Genomic DNA, 24,622 nt, shown 5'->3' with positions numbered 1-24,622 from the left:
GACATGCCCGTGACCATCACAAAAATCTCGAACACACCGCAGTCCCTGTGGGAGCGAGCCTGCTCGCGAAAGGGGTCGCGCGGTCTGTCTGAAACACCGCAAAGTCCGCTTCGCGAGCAGGCTCACTCCTACATGGGATCTCTGTGTGCTGTGGCATTGGCAGTCAGCCTGGCCGGTTGCGCCGGCCTGCCCGACCAGCGTCTGGCCAACGAAGCCCTCAAGCGCGGCGACACCGCGCTCGCGCAGCAGAACTACAAGCAACTGGCCGACCTCGGCTACAGCGAGGCTCAAGTGGGCCTGGCCGATATTCAGGTCGACAGCCGTGACCCGGCGCAGATCAAGCAGGCCGAGGCGACTTACCGCGCCGCGGCCGACGTCTCGCCGCGGGCGCAGGCTCGCCTCGGTCGCCTGCTGGTGGCCAAGCCGGGTTCTACCGAAGCCGAACAGCACGAAGCCGAAGGCCTGTTGAAAAAAGCCTCGGCCAATGGTGAAGGCAACACGCTGATCCCGCTGGCCATGCTGTACCTGCAATACCCGCACAGTTTCCCGAACATCGATGCGCAGAAGCAGATCAGCCAATGGCGCGCCGAAGGCAAACCGGAAGCGGGTCTGGCGCAAGTGTTGCTCTATCGCACCCAAGGCACTTACGACCAGCACCTGGACGAAGTCGCCAGCATCTGCAAAGCCGCGCTGAACACCACCGACATCTGCTACGTCGAACTGGCCACGGTTTATCAGAAACAGGCCAAGCCCGAGCAACAAGCCGAGCTGATCAAACAGATGCAAGCCGCACACGCTCGCGGCACCGTTTCCGCGCAGCGGGTCGACAGCGTCGCCCGTGTACTCGCGGACCCGACCCTGGGCAAGACCGACGAGAAAACCGCGCAGTCGCTGCTCGAACCTATCGCTCCGGGCTACCCGGCGTCGTGGGTCACCCTCGCGCAATTGATCTACGACTTCCCAGAACTGGGTGACGTCGACCAAATGATGAAGTACCTGGACAACGGTCGCGCCGCCGACCAGCCGCGCGCCGAACTGTTGCTGGGCAAGCTCTACTACGAAGGCAAAATGGTCCCGGCCGACGCCAAGGTCGCCGAAGAACATTTCCAGAAAGCCGTCGGCCGCGAAGTCGCCGCCGATTACTACCTCGGCCAGATCTACCGCCGCGGCTACCTGGGCAAAGTCTATTCGCAGAAAGCCCTGGATCACCTGCTGACCGCTGCGCGCAACGGCCAGAACAGCGCCGACTTCGCCATCGCCCAGCTGTTTTCCCAAGGCAAGGGCACCAAGCCCAACCCGCTTAACGCTTACGTCTTCAGCCAGTTGGCCAAGGCTCAAGACACCCCGCAAGCCACCGAGCTTGCGCAAACACTCGAAGCACAACTGCCGCCTGCCCAGCTCGCCGAGGCCCAACGCCTGTTGAAACAAGAACAGGCCGTTCGTGGGTCCTTGAGCCAGAACACGCTGGAACTGCATGCCCTGCAAGAAGAAGACGGCGAGGAATCCCTATGAAGTTGAATCCATTCATGAAGGCCGGCATCGGCCTCACGTTCGCGCTGATCTGGTCTTGCCCGACACTGGCCGCGATCACTGAAACCAAAAACTTCGGCCTCGAAGTGAAAGTCACCGGCCAGTCCGAAGACGACAGCGACCTCGGCACCCAGAGCGGCGGCGACGTCAACGGCGTCGGTCTCGACCTGCGTCCATGGGTCTACGGCGAAAGCGGCGCGTGGAGCGCCTACGCCATGGGCCAGGCCGTGACCGCCACCGACATCATCGAGACGGACACCTTGCAAGGCACTGCCAGCGATGGCACCACGCCGACCACCAACGATGATCGCAAGACCAAGAAAAACTACCTGGCGATGCGCGAATTCTGGGTCGGCTACAGCGGCCTCACGCCGTATCCGGGCGAGATGCTCAAGTTCGGTCGTCAACGCCTGCACAACGCTGACGGCCAATGGCGCGACACCAACATCGAAGCCCTGAACTGGACCTTCGACACCACCCTGTTGCGCGCCAACATGGGTGTCGCCGAACGCTTCAGCGAGTACCGCACCGACCTCACGGAGCTGGCTCCAAAAGACAAGGATCGCCTGCACGTCTACGCCGATGCGGAGTATCAGTGGACACCGGGCAACTGGGCGGGCGTTCGCGCTCATCACACCCACGATGACGGCAAGCTCGACTACCCGGAACCGGGCGTAGCCGCCGATTCGCTGGACAAAAAACAGAACGGCGACATCACCTGGCTGGGCCTGACCGCCGACAGCGACGCCTATAACTGGCGCAACACCAACACTGTCAATTACTGGGGCAGCATCACCGGCATGAGCGGCGACACCGACACGGTCAACCCGCTGAACGCCAATGGCACGCCTCCGACCGAAGCCAAACGCGGTCAAGACCTCAACGGCTGGGCCACGGATGTCGGTGTGCGTCTGCGCCTCGATCCGCAATGGCAAGTGGGTGCAGCCTATGCCCGCGCCAGTGCCGAGTACGAACAGAACGGCCTGGAAAGCAACCGCTCGAACTACACCGGTACTCGCTCGCGGGTTCACCGTTTCGGCGAAGCCTTCCGCGGTGAAATGCAGAACATGCAGACCGCGACCCTGTTCGGTTCGTGGATGCTCAACGACGAATACGACGCCAGCGTGATCTACCACAAATTCTGGCGCGTCGACGGCAACAAGCCGATCGGCAGCAACGGTATCAATGCGGTCGAGAACAACACCGATGACCCAACCGGCGCGATTCTCTCCACCACGTCCCTGCCGCTGAACGATGGCGAAAAAGACCTCGGTCAGGAGATGGACCTGGTCGTCACCAAGTACTTCAAGCAAGGCCTGTTGCCGGCGGCATTGAGCCAGTCGATCGACGAGCCTTCGGCCCTCGTGCGTTTCCGTGGTGGTGTGTTCAAGCCGGGTGATGCGTACGGCAAGGAAGTCGATTCGTACATGCACCGCGCATTCATCGACGTGATCTGGCGCTTCTGATGCGAACCGCGAAGGGAGTGCCCGACATGAACAATTCGAAGCGAGGTTCGATCTCCTTGCTGGCCGGCGCGATGCTGCTGGCCAGCGCGGCTGCCTTCGCCAATGTGGAACCGGTCGTGCCCGTACAGAAAGGGCAACCGGCGACCCTTGCCAAAGGTTTGCAACAGGCCAAGACCTACACCGTCAGCAGCGCACCGACCGCGCCTCTGGAGCTGGCCAAGCCAAAACTGCCAGACCTGTCCGGCTACACCGCCGAAGCCATCGCCGCAAAAATCGTGCGGACCAAGGCCGGCAAGATCAGCGTACGCCGGATGATGCAGGAAGACGCCCTGAAGGACTTCATCGGCGGCGACAACAAGATGGCCGAGTGGGTGGTGCGTCAGCACGGTATCCCGCAGGCAATCTTCGTTGACGACGGCTACATGAACCTCAAGGACCTGGCGAAGAAACTGCCCAAGCAGTACTTCAGCGAAACCTCGCCGGGCGTGTTCCTGGCGAAGTTGCCGATCGTGGTCGGCCGTCACGGCATCCTCGAAATCGACAAACAGACTCAGGAATTGCGCCTGTCCCAAGAAGCCGGTTCGTTCCTGGTCAACGACGGCCAGCTGTTTGTGCGTGACACCAAAATCACCGGCTGGCGCGAGAAGGACAACGGCCCGGCGACGTTCACCTCGCCGAAGGAATTCCGTCCGTTCCTGCTGTCCTGGGGTGGCACCGAGACCTACATCGCCAACAGCAAGATCGCCAGTTTCGGCTACGCCAACAGTAAGTCCTACGGCGTGAGTATTTCCCAGTACACGCCGAACATGGCCAAGGTCTTGAAGCGCCCTGAACCGACCGGCTGGATCGTCGGCTCCGAGTTCTCGGACATGTGGTACGGCTTCTACTGCTACGAAACCCGCGACTTCGTGGTCAAGGGCAACACCTACAAAGACAACATCGTCTACGGCATCGACCCGCATGACCGTTCGCACCGTTTGATCATTGCCGACAACACCGTCTACGGGACCAAGAAGAAGCACGGGATCATTATTTCCCGTGAGGTCAACGACAGCTTCATCTTCAACAACCGCAGCTACGACAACAAGTTGTCGGGCCTGGTGATCGACCGTAACAGCGTGAACAACCTGATCGCGTACAACGAGATCTACAAGAACCACACCGACGGCATCACCCTCTACGAGAGTGCCGACAACCTGATCTACGGCAACAAGGTGATCAGCAACAAACGCCACGGCATTCGTATTCGTAACAGCGTGAACATCCGCCTCTACGAAAACCTGTCCATGGCCAACGGCCTGACCGGCGTCTACGGCCACATCAAGGACCTGAGCGACACCGACCGCGACATCAAGCTCGACCCGTTCGACGCCGAAGTCTCGCTGATCGTGGTCGGCGGTGAACTGGCCGGCAACGGCAGTGGCCCGCTGTCCATCGACTCGCCGCTGAGCGTCGAGCTGTATCGCGTGTCCATGCTCGCCCCGACCAAATCCAGCGGCATCAGCTTCAGCGGGATTCTCGGCGAGCGTCAGGATGAAATTCTCGACTTGCTGGTGCGCCAGCAGAAAGCCGTGCTGATCGACCCTGTCGAACGCCAGACCGAAATGCGGGACTGAGGATAATTTTATGCACCCACACTTGATCAAATTACTCAGCCTGTCGGCCCTGACCGCCGGCATTCTCGCGGCCAGCGGCGGTGTTCGCGCCGATGAAGCCCAGGCACCAAAATTCACGGCTGATCCGTGCTGCAACCTGTGCCCCGAAGCCCATGACGCGAAGAATTACACCACGCGTTATCAACAAAACTTCACCACCCTGGTGCAGGCTCAGGGCGACTGGCTGTTCCGTACGCAAGAAGACTTGCGCACCGAATTCGACACCACCCCCGCCGGCTACAAACGCATGAAAGAGCTGCACGATGCGTTCAAGAGCAAAGGCGTTGAACTGGTCGTCGTCTACCAGCCGACCCGTGGCCTGGTGAACCGCAACAAGCTCAACCCGGAAGAAAAAGCCAAGTACGATTTCGACAAGGCACTGAAGAACTACAAGACCATGCTCGGGCGTTTCGCCGCCATGGGTTACGTCGTACCGGACCTGTCGCCGCTGACCAACGAGTCACTGCCCGACACCCTGCCCGCCCACGACTTCTACTTCCGCGGCGACCAACACTGGACACCGTATGGTGCCCAGCGCACCGCGAAAATCGTCGCGGAAAAGGTCAAGCAGATTCCGGCGTTTGCCGGCATTGCGAAGCGTGAATTCGAGACCCACAGGTCGGGTCGCATGGGCAAGACCGGAACATTGCACAACATGGCCGGTCAACTCTGTGGCACCAGCTACGCGATCCAGTACATGGATCAATTCACCACCGAGCCCAAGGGCGAAGCCGCCGACGGCGATCTGTTCAGCGACGCCGGCAATCCGGAGATCACCCTGGTAGGCACGAGCCACAGTGGCAAGAACTACAACTTCGCCGGTTTCCTCGAAGAGGCCATCGGCGCCGACATCCTCAACGTGGCGTTCCCCGGCGGTGGCCTGGAAGGTTCGATGCTGCAGTACCTGGGCAGCGAAGAATTCCAGACCAAGCCACCAAAGATCCTGATCTGGGAGTTCTCGCCGCTCTATCGCCTCGACCAGGAAACCATCTACCGCCAGATGATGGCGTTGCTGGACAACGGTTGCGAAGGCAAGGATGCACAGATGTCCGGCAGCACCACGCTGAAACCGGGCAAGAACGAATTGATGGTCAACAGCAAAAACCTGGACCTGCAAAACAGCAGCCACCAGGTCGACATCCGCTTCGCCGATCCGTCGGTGAAAACCCTGCACGCCACCCTCTGGTACATGAACGGTCGCCACGAGGACATCAAGATCGATAAACCGGAAACCTCCGACACCGACGGGCGTTTCGCCTTTGAGTTGCGCACGGACGAAGACTGGGCCTCGCAGAATCTGCTGGCCGTCGAAGTCCAGGGCCCTGAAGCAGGTGCCGCGCCGCAAAAAGTCGAAGCGAAAATCTGCAAACGCAACGTGTTCCCGAGTGCTGAGCAGCGAACTGCTCAGGCCGGGCAATGAGGTCTGCCATGCGAAACCGAACGTTGAAAAACCTGCTCGCGCCATCGTTGCTGACCCTGGCGATGTTCGCCGGTGCCACCCAGGCCGCCGCACCACTGCGCCCGCCACAGGGTTACTTCGCGCCGATCGAAAAAGTCAAAACCGGCGACAGCAGCGAAGGCTGTGATGCGATGCCGACACCGTACACCGGCTCGCTGCAATTTCGCAGCAAATACGAAGGCTCCGACAAGGCCCGTTCGACCCTGAACGTGCAATCGGAAAAAGCCTTCCGCGACAGCACCGCCGACATCACCAAGATCGAACGCGGCACCAGCAAGCGCGTGATGCAATTCATGCGTGATGGTCGCCCGGAACAACTCGAATGCACGCTGACCTGGCTGACCGCCTGGGCCAAGGCCGATGCGTTGATGTCCAAGGACTTTAACCACACCGGCAAGTCCATGCGCAAATGGGCGCTGGGCAGCATGGCTTCGTCGTATATCCGCCTGAAGTTCTCCGACTCGCATCCGCTGGCCAACCATCAGCAAGAGTCGCAGTTGATCGAAGCCTGGTTCAGCAAAATGGCCGATCAGGTGGTCAGCGACTGGGACAACCTGCCGCTTGAGCAAACCAACAATCACTCGTATTGGGCTGCCTGGTCGGTGATGGCCACGTCGGTCGCGACCAACCGCCGCGACCTGTTTGACTGGGCCGTGAAGGAATACAAGGTCGGCGCCAACCAGGTCGACGCGCAGGGTTTCCTGCCGAACGAACTCAAGCGCCAGCAACGCGCCCTCGCCTACCACAACTACGCCCTGCCGCCTCTGGCGATGATCGCCAGTTTCGCTCAGGTCAACGGTGTGGACTTGCGCCAGGAAAACAACGGTGCGCTGAAACGCCTGGGTGATCAGGTGCTGGCCGGGATTAAAGACCCGGACATCTTCGAGAAGAAGAACGGCAAGGAACAGGACATGACCGATCTCAAGATCGACTCGAAATTCGCCTGGCTCGAACCGTTCTGCACGCTCTACACCTGCGCGCCGGATGTGCTGCAACAGAAACACAAAATGCAGCCGTTCAAGACCTTCCGCCTCGGTGGGGATTTGACCAAGGTCTTCGACCCGGCCAATGAAAAAGGCAACAAGGGTTCCTAAGACAGATGCAATCCCCTGTGGGAGCGAGCCTGCTCGCGAATGCGGTCTGACATTCACTAAAGATGTCGACTGAAACACCGCTTTCGCGAGCAGGCTCGCTCCCACAGTGAAGTGATGTTGCCCCCCAGGTTTTCGGTGGGGGGTTTGGGGGGGCCGTTGGCCCTTGACTGTTGGTTAAACATGGAGAGATCGGGATGGTATTTTCATCCAATGTGTTCCTGTTTCTGTTCTTGCCGATCTTTCTCGGCTTGTACTACTTGAGCGGAATACGCTATCGCAACCTGCTGCTGCTGATCGCCAGCTACGTGTTCTATGCCTGGTGGCGCGTGGACTTCCTCGCGCTGTTCGCCGCCGTCACGCTGTGGAACTACTGGATCGGCCTCAAAGTCGGTGCCGCAGGCGTTCGCACCAAACCGGCCCAGCGCTGGCTGCTGCTCGGCGTCGCCGTCGACCTGTGCATCCTGGGCTACTTCAAGTACGCCAACTTCGGCGTCGACAGCATCAACGCGATGATGACCTCGGTCGGTCTGTCGCCGTTCATCCTGACCCACGTGCTGTTGCCGATCGGGATCTCGTTCTACATCTTCGAGTCCATCAGCTACATCATCGACGTCTATCGTGGTGATACCCCGGCGACTCGCAACCTGATCGACTTTGCGGCGTTCGTGGCGATTTTCCCGCACCTGATTGCCGGCCCGGTGTTGCGTTTCCGCGACCTCGCCGACCAGTTCAACAACCGCACCCACACCCTGGATAAATTCTCCGAGGGCTGCACGCGGTTCATGCAGGGTTTCATCAAGAAAGTCTTCATCGCCGACACCCTCGCCGTCGTCGCCGACCACTGCTTCGCCCTGCAAAACCCGACCACGGGCGATGCCTGGCTCGGCGCACTGGCCTATACCGCGCAACTGTATTTCGACTTCTCCGGCTACAGCGACATGGCCATCGGCCTGGGCTTGATGATGGGTTTCCGCTTCATGGAAAACTTCAAGCAGCCGTACATCAGCCAGTCGATCACCGAGTTCTGGCGTCGCTGGCACATCAGTCTTTCCACCTGGCTGCGTGACTACCTGTACATCACGCTGGGCGGTAACCGCAAAGGCACGCTGATGACCTATCGCAACCTGTTCCTGACCATGCTGCTCGGTGGTCTGTGGCACGGCGCGAACATCACCTACATCGTCTGGGGTGCGTGGCACGGCATGTGGCTGGCGATTGAAAAAGCGCTGGGCCTGAACACCTCGCCGCGCAGCATCAACCCGATCCGCTGGGCACTGACGTTCCTGCTGGTGGTGATGGGCTGGGTGATTTTCCGCTCGGAAAACCTGCACGTCGCCGGCCGTATGTACGGCGCGATGTTCAGCTTCAACGAATGGTCGTTGTCGGAACTCAACCAGGCCAGCCTCACCGGCCTGCAAGTGGCAACCCTGGTGGTGGCTTACGTGACGCTGGCGTTCTTCGGCATCCGTGATTTCTACACCAACCGTCCGCCAGAGAAGACCAAGCCTGCCGTCAACGTCGAGACCGATGGTCCTGCTGGCGCAACCCCAGGAATGATCAAAGCCGTACCGGGCGACAACCCGGCCAGCATCCATCAACCGGGCTACACCGTCGGCGTCGAAGCCACCGTGCAACCGGCCTACTGGACCGCTGACTGGTCGCGTTACGTGATGCGCGCCCTGGTGCTGCTGCTGTTCATTGCTTCGATTTTCAAACTCTCGGCGCAAAGCTTCTCGCCGTTCCTTTACTTCCAGTTCTGAGGGATCTGACCATGACCCGCCCATTACGCATCTTCTACATCGCCCTGTTCCTGCTGACGCTGTTGGCACTGGGCCTGTGGTCCACGCGCAGCTTCTTCGGCTTCAGCACCAACGCCGAGGCGACGGTGCTCAACGGCCGCTGGACCAAAGCCGTGGAGACGCACTACGACGACGAGTTTCCGATCAAGCGCCTGGGCACCAACCTCTGGGCCGCGCTGGATTTCAAACTGTTTAACGAAGGTCGTCCGGGCGTCGTGCTCGGCCGCGATCAGTGGCTCTACAGCGATGAAGAGTTCAACCCGATCGTCAACGAAGAGCTGAACCTGCAAGGCAACTACGCGCTGGTCGAAGGCGTGCGCCAGACCTTGAAAGAGCAAGGCGTGCAATTGGTGATGGCGATCGTGCCGGCCAAGACCCGCCTGTACCCGGAACACCTGGGTGAGGTGAAGCCTTCGAGCATTCACGCCAACCTCTATCAGGACTTCCACGCCCGTGTCGCGGCCGACAAGATCCTCGCCCCCGACCTGCTCGGCCCGCTGCAAAAAGCCAAGCAGAACGGTCAGCAAGTGTTCCTGCGCACCGACACCCACTGGACCCCGGAAGGTGCACAAGTCGCCGCCGAGACCCTGGCGAAAACCATTGCCGACAAACTGCCGCTGAGCGGCGAGCCGCAAAACTTCGTCACTGAACCCGCGGAAAAAGTCACGCACAAGGGCGACCTGCGCCTGTTCCTGCCGCTGGACCCGCTGTTCGAAAACCTGATGCCGGCGCAAGAGCCGCTGCAGAAGCGCAACACCGTGGCGGCTGGCGATCAGCCTGCCGGTGACGACGCCTTGTTCGCCAACACCGAAGTGCCGGTGGCCCTGATCGGCACCAGCTACAGCGCCAACCCGAACTGGAACTTCGTCGGCGCACTGAAACAAGCGCTGCGCAGCGACGTGGTCAATTACGCCGAAGACGGCCACGGCCCGATCCTGCCGATGCTCAGCTACCTGAAAAGCGATGCTTTCAAGAACAGCCCGCCACAAGTGCTGATCTGGGAGTTTCCTGAACGATATCTGCCTGTGAACAACGAAATCGGCGACGCCGACCCGCAGTGGGTCGCAGAGCTCAAAGAAGCCGGCGCCCGCCAACAAAACGTAGCCGCAAACACTAAATCCGAGACGCCCGACCGGGCGCAAAACTGAAAGAGAGGTACACCATGACTTTCACTACTACTCCTCGCCGTCTCGCCAAGACTTTCGCTTTGGCCGCGACCTTCAGCGTGCTGTCGATGAACGCCTTCGCCGGTGGCGACGCCGCGCTCTACGGCCCGACCGCACCAAAAGGCTCGAGCTTCGTACGGGTCTACAACGCTGGTAACGCAGAAGTCAGCGCCACCGTCGGCACCACCAGCCTGAGCGACGTCGCACCGCTGTCCAGCACCGACTTCAGCTTCATGCCGGGCGGTGACTACAGCGCCAAGGTCGGCAGCCAGTCCCTGCCGGTGAAACTGGCCGGTGACCACTACTACACCCTGGTCAACAACGCTTCCGGCGCGCCGCAACTGATCGAAGAACCGCCGTTCAAGAACAAGCAAAAGTCCCTGGTGCGTCTGCAAAACCTGAGCGACAAGGCCCTGACCCTGAAGACCGCTGACGGCAAGACTGACGTGGTGCCAAGCGTGGCCGCCAAGGGCCGTGGCGAGCGTGAGATCAACCCGGTGAAGGTCAGCCTGGCGTTGTTTGAAGGCGACAAAAAAGTCGGCGACGTCAAACCGGTTGCCCTGGAACGCGGTGAAGCGGCCGTGCTGTACGTCACCGGCAACGGCAGCAGCCTGTCGCCAGTCTGGGTAAAACGCCCCGTCTCGACGCGCTAATCAATTTGCCTGACTGACTCGGTTCCCTTGTGGGAGCGAGCCTGCTCGCGAAAGCGGTCTGACATCCATCATTGATGTCGACTGATACGCCGCCTTCGCGAGCAGGCTCGCTCCCACATTGAATCGCCGTCTCAGTCCGGACACGGAATAAGAACAAGAGTGAAACGACAGAACGTTCGTAGCTCTAACCAATCGATTTTAAAGGAGTAACAACATGATTCCGGTGATCTTGTCAGGTGGTAGCGGCTCACGTCTTTGGCCGCTTTCGCGTAAACAGTTTCCCAAGCAATTCCTTGCCCTGACCGGCGAACATACGCTGTTCCAGCAAACCCTGGAACGCCTGGTGTTCGAAGGCATGGACACCCCGATTGTGGTGTGCAACAAGGACCACCGCTTCATCGTCAACGAGCAGTTGAGCAACCGCAAACTCGAAGCCCAGCGCATCCTGATGGAACCGTTCGGTCGCAACACCGCGCCGGCCGTGGCCCTGACCGCGATGATGCTGGTCAATGAAGGTCGCGACGAGTTGATGCTGGTGCTGCCGGCCGACCACGTGCTGGAAGACCAGAAAGCCCTGCAACGCGCCTTGGCACTGGCCACCGTGGCGGCAGAAAACGGCGAAATGGTGCTGTTCGGCGTGCCGGCGACCAAACCGGAAACCGGTTATGGCTACATCAAGTCGACCAATGATTCGCTGCTGCCCGAAGGCGTCAGCCGCGTCTCGCATTTTGTCGAGAAACCGGACGTCAAACGTGCCACCGAATATGTCGAGTCCGGTGGTTATTTCTGGAACAGCGGCATGTTCCTGTTCCGCGCCAGCCGCTTCCTCGAAGAACTGAAAAAGCACGACCCGGACATCTACGACACCTGTCTGTTGACCCTCGAACGCAGCGAGCAAGATGCCGACACCATCACCTTCGACGAAGCCACCTTCGCCTGCTGCCCGGACAACTCCATCGACTACGCAGTGATGGAAAAAACCCAGCGCGCCTGCGTCGTGCCGCTGACTGCGGGCTGGAGCGATGTCGGTTGCTGGGCGTCGCTGTGGGAAGTGAATGAAAAAGACGCCAACGGCAACGTCACCAAAGGCGATGTGGTGATTCAGGACAGCAAGAACTGCATGATCCACGGCAACGGCAAACTGGTGTCGGTGATCGGCCTGGAAAACATCGTGGTGGTCGAAACCAAGGACGCCATGATGATTGCGCACAAGGACTCGGTCCAAGGCGTGAAACAGATGGTCAACACCCTCAACGAGCAGGGTCGCAGCGAAACCCAGAACCACTGCGAAGTCTATCGTCCGTGGGGTTCCTACGACTCGGTGGACATGGGCGGCCGTTTCCAGGTCAAGCACATTTCGGTCAAACCGGGCGCGTGCCTGTCGCTGCAAATGCACCACCACCGCGCCGAACACTGGATCGTGGTCAGCGGCACCGCTGAAGTGACCTGCGATGAGAATGTGTTCCTGCTCTGCGAAAACCAGTCGACCTACATCCCGATCGCGTCGGTCCACCGTCTGCGCAACCCGGGCAAGATTCCACTCGAGATCATCGAAGTGCAATCGGGCAGCTACCTGGGTGAAGACGATATCGAGCGCTTTGAAGATATCTACGGTCGGTCGACACCGGTCGAGCGCGGCGTGTCGGTGAAAACCATCGCGCAGTAAGCGTTCAGCAAAATGAAAGCCCCCGTCCAGCCCGCTGCGTCCCCTATCCGTAGCGGGTTGGGCGGGGGCTTTTTTAGCTGTAGGCGATCATGCTGCCTTCTTACCAACAGATGGCGTTGTTGTTTTCTTGTGCCACGTTTTAACTTTCATCGTGCCAGGAATTTTGATCTCGAGGCTTCCACCAAACGCATGATCAATACTATTAAGTAATGATTTCGAATCCATTCTTCCCACTTGCACCGCAGAAATCCCTGAGTTACCCAACAGCAGCGCCTTCAAATCTTTCAACCGCCCCTTAACCATTGGAACGGTTGCCAGATTCGCGGAATGCTTTGGGTCCAATACATCAGGAGAGGCAAAAAAATCGACATCATTGAAACCTGGGCCCAGCGCTTCCTCCAGCGCCCTGTCATCCCCTAGATCGTATTCGGCGAAGTGGGTCATTGATTGAAGAAATTTACGTTCGTTGACTTCACCATCCACGGCCAGGAGAAAAAAGGTAAAGGCGCTGTTGCCTGCCTTCGTCCAGTCTTTCTCGTTTGTGTTGCCACCCTTTCCACCCAACGTTTTCACCTTTTTATGGACCAGCGAAAAGTTTGACGCTATCTCCATGAAGGGTGGCGTATCCCCTTGACTGCCAGAAACGGTGTAGTGCCTCAAAGTGAAACGCTTGGTGCTGGTTTTTTCGAGCATTCCGGCAGATGCCTTGTTTGTTTTAAAAACCAATTTGTTGCCGGTAATATCGGCCATCATTTTGAAAGGAAGCTGTCTATCTATATCGCTGTAACCTTCCTTGTACGTTTCAAAAATACCGGTAGCGGTGGTTAATGACGTTTTCGACTCAGGATCTTCGCCCTGTTCGTCAAAAAACGTCAATGGGTTGTTACGAACCATTCGATAAAGATTGAGCCCGTCGACCTCTCCTGCGGGATCGGGATTAAGCCAGCGCTGCAGCCACGGTATGTAGTACCGAAGACCATAGTAATAAAGCCCTGTAGCATCTCGTTCCTTGCCCGAATAGCGAATGGTTTTGTAATCGACTTCAATCGCATCCGCGCCAGCGAACCACGCGGTCTCGCCGAACGGATAGAAAACTTCCCGGCTGATGATTCGAGCGTCGTCGGCCAGTTCCATGGTGCAGGAGTTCAGGTGATCGGCCAGGGTGTACCGATACTGATCGTTGACGCCGGACGGTGGATCGCTTTCCCAATGCAACACCCGCACCGAATTCAGGCCCGCCTGTGCGGTGATGACTTGCAGCCTCTCACCGGTGCCACTGGCGGTACGCAGTTCCAGCCCCGGTAAATAGCGCACTTCGGCTATCACGGTTCGGGCGTTGGTCTGCAACGCGCGAATTTTTCGCACCCGTTGGCCACCGCCATTGTAGAGATAGGACTCAACGTCATTGCGTCCAGAGTCGCGCACCACCGGGCTGACCGATTGCAATTGGTTACGCAAATCCCACGTCAGGAGTCGCCCCGGATCCAGCTCCAGCAAATTGCCGCTGGCGTCGAATGCTGCGGCGATTTCTTCCTCGGTCGGCGGTTCGTCGTTGCGCCAAGGTAGGCAACGATTGCTGTACGGGGCAGCTTTCAGGTCACGCCCAGGACTTTGCGCACCGACATGTGTCAACTTCAGCAAGTTCCCGCTTTTGTCATAACTGTAGGTTTGCTCGTAGTTGCTGAGCGCCGCTGGATCGCTGCGCCCAACGGATGCCGGTCCTTGGTTGGGCGCACCCGCCTCCCAGCCAGTCGCCGCGATCAGTTGATACAGGCTGTCGTAGGTAAATCGACTGACGGGCTCGATGCGTTGATTGTTGAAAAAACGCACCGCCAACGCCTTGTCTTCGATGCTCAGCACGTTACCCATTTGGTCGTAGTCGTAGAGCAGGTGTTGCAGCAATCCGCTGTGATCGCTGTGCGCCCGGCGCTCTATCAGGCGTCCGTCTTCCGGAGCGTACTTGAGCGTCGTCTGTACGTTGTTACCCGCCACTTCGCGAGTGATCTGTCCTTGGGCGTTGTATTCGATGCCACTCACCAGTGTTTGCCCGGACGGCTTGCCTGCGAGCTTCAAGGCACTGTGGCTTAGTCGGCCATCAAGGGTGTAGCCAAAGGTCTGGCAGTTCTGCCTGGCATCGACCGAGTCCAGCACATTCCCGAGCGGACCGAATCGCCACGTCGAAACAGCTCCATCGCTGGGCTCCAACAATTCATCGCGATCAGCAATCGGCTCTGGCCAATCAGGGGCGACGGCATCCAGAGCGAAGTGTTGAACGTGCGTTGAGCATTGACCTGTGATCGCAAACGCCTCAAACGATACGGTCCCGCCAGGGCCATCCCGTCGAATCAGTTGCCCGAACGGGTTGTGGTCCTGATGACCCTGACCGGGACGACCATATTCCATGCGTTCGGCACAACGTCGTGGCGCGGTGGCGACGTGCTCAAACACCGTCACAGGACGAAGCAGATCGTCGTATTCAATCTCGCGTCGTGTGCCGCGACCGTCCCAGCCTTGCAGCACTTCGCCGGCCAGGCCGAGGAGATTGATCTGCGAGCCGGCATCCACGCTGAGCGTCGAGATGGCAACACCGGACAGTGCATGCACCCTCACGAGGTTGGCGGGCGCCAGCGGGTTTTGTTCCTGTAGCAACCAAAGCCGAGGGTCCCACTGCATGACAGCGTGCCCGGCGGCATTGTGCAGTGTGCGGTTGATGCGTGCCTGAGTCGGCTCGCCTTCAACCTCGCGCCAATAATCAATGGAACGGATCGGCAGCTTTCGCGGGTCGACGACCGACACTGTGGGGGTTTTATCGTGCATGCCGGCGCGTCCCTGTGAGCCAGTGGTCAGCTAATCGCTAATGGCGCTGGCCGGCTACTGTCAGAAATTACAGTTCCGACCAATGGCAACAGCGCTTGATCCACGAATGTCCATTCACGCGGCCCTTCGGTAGGATGGAGGCCATGAGTTCAAGGAGCGTACACACATGTTCATCGGCGTCCTGCTGGTCATCACCTGGCTGATTCTGCTGCTGCGCTACCCGTCCAAGGCGTTTCCCGTGTCTGTGGCGGCCGCCGTCGGTTTGGGCCTGGTGGCCACGTGGGTGGTCTGGCTGGACAACCGCGAGGTCAAGCAACTGGCGCGGCTGGAGTTGCGCATCGCCTACGCGCCCGAGCAGTGCCCGGCGGATCGCCCGTTGCAGCTGAAAATGAACAACGGCAACGACGTGCCGCTGACCGAATTGCGCTGGCGCATCGCGGCGTATGCACCGGGGGACACGGTCAATCTGGCCGACAACCAATACGACGCCCCACGCTATCGTGGCCCCGGCGAGCTGCAGGCCGGCGCCAACTGGGAAGACTGTTTGCCCTTGCCGCCATTGCGCCCAGGCTATCGCCCGCAAACCCTGGAGTTTCGCGCCGAGCGTTTGCAGGGTAGTTTCTCCGATTAATTTAACTCTTACTTTGCACAAGGACCGCGCCATGCCCGTTGCGTTGATTACCGGTTGCTCCAGCGGCATTGGCCGCGCCCTCGCCGACGTGTTCAAAGAGGCCGGCTACGAAGTCTGGGCCAGCGCCCGCAAGGCTGAAGACGTGGCCGCGTTAACCGCCGCCGGTTTCACCGCCGTGCAACTGGACGTCAATGACGGCGCCGCGCTCGAACAGCTGAGCGAACAGATCAATCAGCAACGCGGCGGCCTCGACGTGCTGATCAACAACGCCGGTTATGGCGCGATGGGGCCGCTGCTCGACGGCGGTGTACCGGCCATGCAGCGGCAATTCGAGACCAACGTGTTTGCGATTGTCGGCGTCACCCGCGCGCTGTTCCCGGTGCTGCGTCGCGCCAAAGGATTGGTGGTGAATATTGGCAGCGTTTCAGGGGTTTTGGTCACGCCATTTGCTGGCGCGTATTGCGCGTCAAAAGCGGCCGTTCATGCGTTGAGCGATGCTCTGCGCATGGAACTGGCGCCGTTCGGTATCCGCGTGATGGAAGTCCAGCCAGGCGCCATCGAATCCAGCTTCGCGAAGAATGCCGGCCACGAAGCCGAGCAACTGATCACCGAACAATCGCCATGGTTTCCACTGCGTGAAGGTATTCGTGCACGGGCCAAGGCATCACAGGACAAGCCGACACCGGCCCGGGAATTTGCCGAGGGTTTGCTCAAGGCTGTGCAGCAAAGCAAGCCACCGCGCTTGATTCGATTGGGTAACGGCAGCCGGGCGTTGCCGTTGTTGGCGGGGTTGTTGCCGAAAGGCTTGCTGGAATCGGGGTTGATGAAGCGGTTCGGGTTGCGTGGGCAGCTCTGAGACCGAGTTGACCGCTTCGCGAGCAGGCTCGCTCCCACATTTGAAATGCATTCCACTGTGGGAGCGAGCCTGCTCGCGAAGGCTTCAGAACAAACACTGCAAAAATTCAGGAAACACTATGACCGACTACACCGACTACTTCGACGAAGTCATCCAGGCCCACGTCGCCATCGAACAATGGCTGGCCGAAGAACGAGACGACTCGGAACTCGAACAACTGCTGAGCCGGTTTTCGCCACAGTTCTCCATGGTCTCGCCATTGGGCCGGGTGCTGGATTTCGAGGCGTTGAGCGAACTGTTTCAACTGGCGGGCGGCAAGAAGCTCGGGTTCAGGATCGAGCTCAGCGACTTGCGCGGTGTTGCGCTGTATGACGGCGGCGCGGTGGTGAGTTATCGCGAGCAACAGACCGATGCCACCGGGTTGCATTCGGATCGACGTTCGACCGTGGTGTTTGAGAAAGACGCCGATGGCCGGCTGATCTGGCGGCACTTGCATGAGACGTTTTGCAAGGGTTGACTCGATCGCTCTTTGTGGCGAGGGAGCTTGCTCCCGCTGGGCTGCGAAGTGGTCCCAAAAAGTAGGGGACTGCTGCGCAGTCCAACGGGAGCAAGCTCCCTCGCCACAGGGTTATTCGCCAACTGCTGGGTTAACCACCACCGTGCACGTAATCCCCGCCGCCAACAGCACCCCCTCCGGCACTTCATCAATGTGAATCCGCACCGGCACCCGCTGCGCGAGTCGCACCCAGTTGAACGTCGGGTTCACATCGGCAATGAGTTCGCGACTCTGCGGGTTATCCCGGTCGTAGATGCCACGAGAAATGCTCTCCACATGCCCCTTCAGCACTTCGCCGCTCATCAACTGCATGTCGGCCTTATCGCCCACGCGCACGTGCGGCAACTTGGTTTCTTCGAAGAAGCCATAGACCCAGAACGAGTTCATGTCGACCACGGCCATTTTCGCTTCGCCGATACGCGCATAGTCGCCGCGATGGACGTTGAGGTTTGTCACATACCCGTCCACCGCCGCCCGCACTTCGGTGCGTTTGAGGTTGAGTTCGGCGGCTTCGAGTTGCGCTTGCGCGTGTTGATAATCGGCGAGTGCCGAGTCGGCGATGTTGCTGGCGTCGTCGCGGTTTTCCCGGGAGATCACCAGGTTGTCCATGTCCGCACGGCGGCGGGCGTTGACCTTGCGCATCTCCCACGTGGCCTTGCGTGAGGCGACCAGCGACTGCGCCTGCTTGACCGCGATGCGGTAGTGCTCGGGGTCGATCTGCATCAACAGATCGCCCTTCTTCACTTGCTGGTTGTCGCGCACCGGTACGTCCACCACTTCCCCGGTGACGTCGGCGGCGACGTTGATGATGTCGGCGCGCACCCGGCCGTCGCGGGTCCACGGGGTGTCCATGTAATGCACCCACAGGGTCCGGCCGATCCATAGCGCGAGGGCCAGCACCAACAGGGTGGCGAGCAGGCTGAAAAGCTTTTTCATCAGGGCCTTCTTCAGAATTAGAGAGTCAGTGATAAACAGTCAGCGCCAGCGCGCCGAACAGACAGGTAAACAGGCTCAGGCGCAGCAGCGCCGGGTGCCAGAAAAAGCGGTACAGGTCGAACCCGGACAAGAACCGGTCCAGCGCCCAGGCCAGTGCGGCGGCGATGAAAAACATCAGTGTCATGGTGGGCATGTACACGCCGTGGAAGGCGATTTCACGAGGCATGTTCAAGTCCTTGCGGCGCGGTTTTCGTGTAGGCCGCGAGCGGTGATTGCGGGTCCAGCAACGAGGTGCGAATGAAGTGCAGGTAGCTCTTCACCCGGCGCAGGGCCGAGGTGTCGAAGTGCGGTGCGAAGGGTTCGTCGGTGGCTTGCACGCGGCTGATCGCATGGTCGACCGCGATCAAACTGCGCTCCAGATTGTTCTGGCTCGGTTGCAGGAACAGCCGCACCAGCGAGCGGCCCATCACGCGGATCGCCTGGCGCCACGGCTGCGATTCGGCGTATGCCGGATGCACCGGCAAAATCGCCTGCTCCTTGCGCAACTCGATGATCGCGTGGCCGACTTCCAGCACCACGAACATCCAGCGCAGCAAGTTGCTTTGTACCTGCGGTTGCCCCGCCGCGAGGCCATACGCCTGATGCAGCAAGTCCCGCGTGCGACTCTCAAAACTCGACGCCAAGCCCTTGAGTTTGCCGCTGATCGCGTACACCACTTGCCCGCGCAGGTCCTGCTCCAGACGCCGCCACAGCCAGCGGCTGTTCGGCGGCAGAATGATTGCCCCGGCCGCCGCGCAGACCAACATGCCGAGCACCATGGCGATGTAGTCGTTGATGAAGGCGTAAGGGTTGTAGACCGTGAGGTTGTCCGGCACCGAACCGGTGCTGAAGAAGATCAGCAAGCCAAGACCGACACCGGCGTATTGCGGTCGCGAGGTGAGGAACGAACCGAGCACGATCACCGGCGCGAGCATCACGCACAGCAACGGGAAACCGTCGATCCACGGGAAGATGAAAAACATCTCGACGAAACCGATCAGTGCGCCGAGGAACGTCCCGCAGGCCATCTGAAACGCCATGCGTTTCGGGTTCGGTGTGGCGGCGGAAAGGCCGACAGTGGCGGCGGCAATCAAGGTCATCGTCGCGCCGCTGGGCCATGCGGTCGCCACCCAATAGCTACCGAGCACCACCAGGATGAACGCCGCCCGAATCCCCGACGCCGCCGAGGCCATCCAGTTGGTTTGCGGGGTGAATGGTTCGTCCCATTGCTCGCGCGCATGGCTGTGATCGGCGAGTGAGGCGTGGGTCTGAGCATAGCTGTGCAAGTCGTCGACGAAGCGATAGAGCAACTCGTACGCGGTGTGGAAATCCAGCAGCTCGGCGTCGCTCGGGTTGCTCTCCTGAAAGGTCGCCCGCAAGCGGCGAACCTGCGCCGGCAAGCCTTCTTTATAAGCGCTTAACTCGACGACCAGGCGTGCCGCATCCGCGTCGGTCAGGGCTCGACCGCTGAAACCGTCGAGCACCTCCGCGAGGTCCTGCAAACCCGGTTTGATCGCGGCAACCGCAGGCTCGGCACCGCTGCTGCGCAAGCGTTCGAGCAACTGATGCAAGGCGTTGAAGCGGGTGGTGATGCCCATGAACTCGCTGTTCAAACGATTGAGCCGACCGTTACGCCGACGCATGTGCGGGTCTTCGAACACGGTCACGCTGCGCAAGCCTTCCAGCCCCACCGCCTCAGCGATGAATCGCACGTTGCTGGCTTCAAACGCCTCCCGTTTGCTGCGACCGCGCAAGCCATCAGTGACGAACAAGGCAAACACGCCGAAGCGCTGATACAAGGCGTTGCGCATCGCGGCGCTGGCGGTTTGCGGCAGGATCGCGGCGCTGACCAGCGTCGAGCAGAGAATGCCCAGGGAAATTTCCAGCACCCGCCAGACGGCGGCCATGAACGCGCCGTCCGGGTGCGCCAGCGCAGGTAATCCGACCATCGCGGCGGTGTAACCGGCCAACACAAAACCGTAGGCGCGAAAGTTGCGACACCGCGCGGCACCGGCCGAGCAGATGCCGACCCAGATCGCCAGCGAGCCGAGGAACAGTTCGGTGTTTTGCGCGAACAAGGCAATCAGCGCCACCATCACCGCCGAGCCGGTCAAGGTGCCGAGAAAGCGGTAAAAACTCTTGGCGAACACCTGACCGCTTTGCGGCTGCATGACGATGAACACGGTGATCATCGCCGTGCGCGGTTGCGGCAACTCCAGGCGCATCGCCAGCCACAAGGTCAGGAAGGCGGCGAACACCACCTTGAAGATGTAGACCCAGGTCACGCCGTCGCTGCGCGCCCAATCAAAGAAACCCCGGCGCCATTCAAGGGAGTACAGCCAGCGCAAGGGTGCGGGCAAGGGAGTCATGAAATCGTGCTCATAGTTGAACGACCTGGATCAACCGAAACCCTGTGGTGGAAGGGCTTGTCTGTGGCGAGGGGGCTTGCCCCCGTTCGACTGCGCAGCAGTCGCCGTACAGATGGATGCGGTGTACCTGAGAAAATGCGATGGCAGGTTTTGGGGCCGCTTCGCGACCCAACGGGGGCAAGCCCCCTCGCCACAAATATGGGTATGTCTGATACATCGGGGTCAATTCAAAAGGGCCGGGGTTTTCGGGGCCTGGGTTTGTACGTCGGTCGGCACATCATTCCCCGCACCCAGCCCGCCACCCAGCGCCGTCACCAGTTCCGCATGCGCACTCAGCCGCGCCGCCTGCACCTGCTGCTGCACTTGCTGCTGTTTGAACAACAACGTCTGCGCGTTCAGCACATTGAGGTAGTCGGTGAGCCCGCGCTGATACGCGATCATCGCGATGTCATAGGTCTTCTGCGCCGTGGCCACGGACTCGGTGGCGAAGGCCTGCTGCTTTTCCATCGACTCGCGACGGATCAATTGATCGGAGATGCTTTTCAGCGCATTGACCAGCGTCTGGTTGTACTTGGCCACGGCGATGTCATACCCCGCCGACGCTTCGCCCAACTCCGAGCGCAAACGCCCACCATCGAAAATCGGCAACGAGATGGCCGGGCCGACGCTGTAGTTGAGTTTCTTGCCGGTCAAGAACTCCAGCGCCCCACCGCCCGTGGCCATGTAGCCGAGGCTGCCGACCAGATCGACGTTGGGATAAAAACCAGCGTGGGCGACATCGATGCCGCGTGCTTGCGCCGCCACTTGCCAGCGACTGGCAACCACGTCCGGGCGTTGACCGAGCAATTGCGCGGGCAGCGTCGACGGCAATTTCAACGCCGCGCCCAACGACAGCGTTGGCCGCTGCAACTTCGCGCCCTCCCCCGGACCAAAACCGGCGAGGGCCGCGAGCTGGTTGCGGCTGAGGGCGATTTCCTCGTCCAGCGCATCGATCTGGCGATGGGTTTCCGGCAACGGCGTTTGTGCCTGACTGACTTCAAAGTGCGTGCCGATGCCACCGTTCAGACGCTTCTGCGCGAGGTCGAGAATCTGCTGTTGCTGCTGCAGCGTCGCTTCGACGATGTCGCGCTGGGCGTAATGCAAGGACAGCTCGATGTAGGCGCGCACGATGTTGTTCTGCAATTCGAGCTGCGCCAGGCGCGCTTCGGCGGCACTCATGTGCGCCATGTCGACGGCGCGCTCGGTGGCATTGCTTTCGCGGCCCCAGAGGTCGAGCGCATAGCTGAAGCCCAGCGCGGCGTTGTTATCCCAGGTCGTCGTATTGGCCAACTCGCCCGGTCCGTAGAACTGATCGGTGGGCCAGTTGTGGCGCTTGAGGGTGGATTCGCCATTGATCTGCAGCGACTCGGCGGATTCGGCGATGCCGGCCATGGATTTGGCCTGGCGCACACGCGCCGCCGCCATGGCCATGCTTGGGCTGCCTTGCACGGCAAGGTCGATCCAACGGTTCAATTGCGGGTCGCCATAGGCCTGCCACCATTGAGCGGTGGGCCAGTGCGCGTCCTGCGCAGCGTGTTGAATGGCTGCGTCGGTGGCCAGTGAATCGGCCTCCAGTGCCTTGCCCTGCGGGGCAATACCTGCGGTACCGATGCAGCCACTGATTGCCAGGGTTAAAGCCAAAACACTGAGCGTCTGAAGCGCTCTGCTGATGCGACGCGGCACTGCTGCGATTTCCTGAGGTGGGGGGTGTTTCGGAGATGCGCAATTCTAGGGGCCGGCCGGAACGGCGATAAGCTGGGATTCTTGTGAATCTTTGTTACCGTTAACGCGATAATCCCTTGGTCGGGGTCACCGCCCCAGCAACTTCGTGTCACAATTTGCCATCGCACCCGAGAGCACCCCATGGACACTTTGCAAAACATGCGCGCCTTCAGTTACGTGGCCGAAGCCGGCAGCTTCACCGCCGCCGCCGTGCAACTGGACACCACCACCGCCAACGTTTCGCGCGCGGTCTCCAACCTGGAAGCCCACCTGCAAACCCGCCTGCTCAACCGCACCACCCGCCGCATCGCCCTGACCGAGGCCGGCAAGCGCTACCTGTTGCGCTGCGAGCAGATCCTCGCCTACGTCGAAGAAGCCGAAGCCGAGGCCAGCGACGCCCATGCGCGGCCGGCCGGGCAGCTCAAGGTGCACACCATGACCGGCATCGGTCAGCACTTCGTGATCGACGCCATCGCCCGTTATCGCAAGACGCACCCGGACGTAACCTTCGACCTGACCATGGCCAACCGAGTGCCGGACTTGCTCGACGAGGGCTACGACGTGTCCATCGTGCTGGCCAGCGAACTGCCGGACTCGGGCTTCGTATCTCAGCGGCTGGGCATCACCTACAGCATCGTCTGCGCCTCGCCGGCGTACGTGAAAGCCAACGGTTGCGCGCAAAAGCCCAGCGATTTGCTGAACCACATGTGCCTGCGCCTGGTAAGCCCGGTGATCCCGCTGGAGAAGTGGACTTTCGACGGGCCAGAAGGCCAGGAGATGGTCACCATTAACAGCTCACCGTTTCTGGTGAACTCGGCGGACGCCATGAAAACCGCAATCACCAGCGGCATGGGCGTTGGCGTGCTGCCGGTGTATGCGGCGATCGAAGGCTTGCGCAACGGCTCGCTGGTGCGGGTGATGCCGAACTACCGCTCGCAGGAACTGAACCTGTATGCGATCTACCCTTCGCGGCAATATCTGGACGCGAAGATCAAGACGTGGGTCGAGTACTTGCGCGGCTCGTTGCCAGAGATTCTGGCGGCGCATCAAGCGGAGTTGGCGGCGTATGAATTGAGCGGGAGCCTGGGTGGGGCTCGGCTGGCGAACTGATTCCACGGTCCTACAGACGCGCTGAATTTGGGGAAGGATTCCGACGCGTTCTGTCGGTTGTTGGGTCAGACGGGAAATGGGTAGGCTTTGTGGGTCGCTGCCAAATCAGCGATCAGGTCTGGAAAACCTGGCGAACACTGACCACACCCCATGGCATACTGCGGCGCTTTTTTCTGCTCGCAAATCCTTGTTATGGCGGCTGTGCGCGGGAGACCTTCGGGTCTGCCGGTTTTTGGTGGGTGTACCGGTTTTTCCAGTCCGCGCATGGCTGCCACCCCTTTCGTCTGGAAAACGAAAGTTGGCAGTTCCACTTCACTTGCCAATGAGTAACGCCCGAATGATCAAAGAAACACCGAACCCTCCGGAAACCGACGACGTTTCCCCCTACGAATCCGTCGATTCCAAAAAATTCCACGACGCCGCCGAACGCGCGTTGAATCACTACCTCAACCCCGCCGCGCTGAAATCACCACCCACCCGCAAACCCAGCACCATGTTCATGCTTGCACCGGACCTCAAAGACGAAGACCTGCTGGCCCACACCTGTGAAACCCTGGCCCAGGCCAGCGTCATGGCCGGCGATTTTGCCGCCTACCTGGAAGGCCCGCACCGCAACACCGCCATGGCCATCCAGCAGATCGTCATGCTCGCCGAACTGGCGGCAAACCGGATGATGGACAACCTCGAACTGCCCAAACCCGCGCCACATCGCTAATCCCCCAGTAAACGCCAATCCCTGTGGGAGCGAGCCTGCTCGCGAATGCGATTTAACATTCAACATCAATGTTGTCTGGCATACCGCTTTCGCGAGCAGGCTCGCTCCCACAGTTAGAATGGGTGCATCTGGTAGAGATTGGTCGGCTGTCAGGCCGCCATCGCTGGCAAGCCAGGCTCCTACAATTGATCGGCGTACACCCGCCGCTTCCCACCACTCATCAGGCCGAGCGTTAGCTCGCCTGCAGCTTTTGATCTGCCCGCCCCTTCGGGAGGCTGAGTGGAGGTGTGCATCCGGGGAGTGGCGCGCAGCGCCGTTCGACGCAGTCGAACACGCTGCATGTA

At 60.2% G+C, this 24,622-nt stretch carries 19 protein-coding genes; 14 read left to right on the top strand and 5 right to left on the bottom strand.

Annotated elements, in window-relative coordinates; genetic code table 11:
• Positions 1-3: 3 nt before the first annotated feature.
• The 9 genes from algK to ACWKV5_RS04380 all read left to right on the top strand — a co-directional run bounded on the left by algK (position 4) and on the right by ACWKV5_RS04380 (position 12,488).
• Positions 4-1,512 carry an alginate biosynthesis TPR repeat lipoprotein AlgK gene (algK, locus tag ACWKV5_RS04420; RefSeq protein WP_483840344.1) on the top strand — a complete coding sequence of 503 codons (1,509 nt, stop codon included), beginning with the start codon at positions 4-6 and terminating at the stop codon, positions 1,510-1,512.
• Complete coding sequence (locus ACWKV5_RS04415; protein WP_483840343.1) at positions 1,509-2,996, top strand: alginate export family protein; 1,488 nt, start codon at positions 1,509-1,511, stop codon at positions 2,994-2,996. Before algK ends, ACWKV5_RS04415 begins: the two co-directional genes overlap by 4 nt.
• Positions 2,997-3,022: 26 nt before the next feature.
• The gene (algG, locus tag ACWKV5_RS04410; protein WP_483840342.1) at positions 3,023-4,612 is read left to right on the top strand and encodes a mannuronan 5-epimerase AlgG; all 1,590 of its coding nucleotides are present in this window, start codon (positions 3,023-3,025) and stop codon (positions 4,610-4,612) included.
• 10 nt (positions 4,613-4,622) lie between these two features.
• Positions 4,623-6,071, top strand: coding sequence for an alginate O-acetyltransferase (locus ACWKV5_RS04405; RefSeq protein WP_483840341.1), 1,449 nt, complete (start codon positions 4,623-4,625; stop codon positions 6,069-6,071).
• 8 nt (positions 6,072-6,079) lie between these two features.
• Positions 6,080-7,204, top strand: coding sequence for a mannuronate-specific alginate lyase (locus ACWKV5_RS04400; RefSeq protein WP_483840340.1), 1,125 nt, complete (start codon positions 6,080-6,082; stop codon positions 7,202-7,204).
• Positions 7,205-7,398: 194 nt separating this feature from the next.
• The gene (locus ACWKV5_RS04395; protein WP_483840339.1) at positions 7,399-8,964 is read left to right on the top strand and encodes an MBOAT family O-acyltransferase; all 1,566 of its coding nucleotides are present in this window, start codon (positions 7,399-7,401) and stop codon (positions 8,962-8,964) included.
• An 11-nt stretch (positions 8,965-8,975) separates the two neighbouring features.
• Entirely contained in the window at positions 8,976-10,151 is a 1,176-nt protein-coding gene (locus ACWKV5_RS04390) for an alginate O-acetyltransferase (protein WP_483840338.1), read from the top strand.
• 14 nt (positions 10,152-10,165) lie between these two features.
• Positions 10,166-10,822, top strand: a complete 657-nt coding sequence (locus tag ACWKV5_RS04385; RefSeq protein ID WP_483840337.1) for an alginate O-acetyltransferase AlgF — start codon at positions 10,166-10,168, stop codon at positions 10,820-10,822.
• A 214-nt stretch (positions 10,823-11,036) separates the two neighbouring features.
• Positions 11,037-12,488 (top strand): mannose-1-phosphate guanylyltransferase/mannose-6-phosphate isomerase, encoded by a 1,452-nt coding sequence (locus tag ACWKV5_RS04380; protein WP_483840336.1) that lies wholly within the window; start codon positions 11,037-11,039, stop codon positions 12,486-12,488.
• A gap of 87 nt (positions 12,489-12,575) precedes the next feature.
• Here ACWKV5_RS04380 and ACWKV5_RS04375 read toward each other — a convergent pair whose 3' ends face one another.
• Positions 12,576-15,305, bottom strand: a complete 2,730-nt coding sequence (locus ACWKV5_RS04375; protein WP_483840335.1) for an RHS repeat domain-containing protein — start codon at positions 15,303-15,305, stop codon at positions 12,576-12,578.
• 166 nt (positions 15,306-15,471) lie between these two features.
• Here ACWKV5_RS04375 and ACWKV5_RS04370 point away from each other — a divergent pair, with 166 nt between their 5' ends.
• From ACWKV5_RS04370 to ACWKV5_RS04360, 3 genes are all read left to right on the top strand, one after another.
• Positions 15,472-15,936, top strand: coding sequence for a multidrug transporter (locus ACWKV5_RS04370; RefSeq protein WP_483840334.1), 465 nt, complete (start codon positions 15,472-15,474; stop codon positions 15,934-15,936).
• Positions 15,937-15,967: 31 nt separating this feature from the next.
• Positions 15,968-16,792, top strand: a complete 825-nt coding sequence (locus ACWKV5_RS04365; RefSeq protein WP_483840333.1) for an SDR family oxidoreductase — start codon at positions 15,968-15,970, stop codon at positions 16,790-16,792.
• A 118-nt stretch (positions 16,793-16,910) separates the two neighbouring features.
• Positions 16,911-17,309, top strand: coding sequence for a DUF4440 domain-containing protein (locus ACWKV5_RS04360; RefSeq protein ID WP_483840332.1), 399 nt, complete (start codon positions 16,911-16,913; stop codon positions 17,307-17,309).
• A gap of 111 nt (positions 17,310-17,420) precedes the next feature.
• Here the strand turns inward: ACWKV5_RS04360 and ACWKV5_RS04355 are convergent, their stop codons facing one another.
• From ACWKV5_RS04355 to ACWKV5_RS04340, 4 genes are all read right to left on the bottom strand, one after another.
• Positions 17,421-18,284 carry an efflux RND transporter periplasmic adaptor subunit gene (locus ACWKV5_RS04355; RefSeq protein ID WP_483840331.1) on the bottom strand — a complete coding sequence of 288 codons (864 nt, stop codon included), beginning with the start codon at positions 18,282-18,284 and terminating at the stop codon, positions 17,421-17,423.
• A gap of 25 nt (positions 18,285-18,309) precedes the next feature.
• On the bottom strand, positions 18,310-18,510 hold the full coding sequence (locus tag ACWKV5_RS04350; protein ID WP_008153498.1) for a DUF1656 domain-containing protein: 201 nt from the start codon (positions 18,508-18,510) through the stop codon (positions 18,310-18,312).
• On the bottom strand, positions 18,500-20,692 hold the full coding sequence (locus tag ACWKV5_RS04345; RefSeq protein WP_483840330.1) for an FUSC family protein: 2,193 nt from the start codon (positions 20,690-20,692) through the stop codon (positions 18,500-18,502). The genes ACWKV5_RS04350 and ACWKV5_RS04345 overlap by 11 nt, the downstream gene beginning before the upstream one ends.
• 222 nt (positions 20,693-20,914) lie before the next feature.
• A complete protein-coding gene (locus tag ACWKV5_RS04340) occupies positions 20,915-22,414 on the bottom strand; it encodes an efflux transporter outer membrane subunit (RefSeq protein ID WP_483840329.1) in 1,500 nt (499 codons plus the stop codon).
• 180 nt (positions 22,415-22,594) lie between these two features.
• Here ACWKV5_RS04340 and ACWKV5_RS04335 point away from each other — a divergent pair, with 180 nt between their 5' ends.
• The gene (locus ACWKV5_RS04335; protein ID WP_483840328.1) at positions 22,595-23,563 is read left to right on the top strand and encodes a LysR family transcriptional regulator; all 969 of its coding nucleotides are present in this window, start codon (positions 22,595-22,597) and stop codon (positions 23,561-23,563) included.
• 337 nt (positions 23,564-23,900) lie between these two features.
• Positions 23,901-24,278: a DUF6124 family protein gene (locus ACWKV5_RS04330; protein WP_123435001.1), complete on the top strand. Its 378-nt coding sequence runs from the start codon at positions 23,901-23,903 to the stop codon at positions 24,276-24,278.
• Positions 24,279-24,622: the final 344 nt, after the last annotated feature.

The organism is Pseudomonas oplopanacis (genome assembly GCF_057128725.1).
The sequence above is the reverse complement of the archived record's forward strand: the minus strand, read 5'-3'. Positions and strand labels throughout refer to the sequence as shown.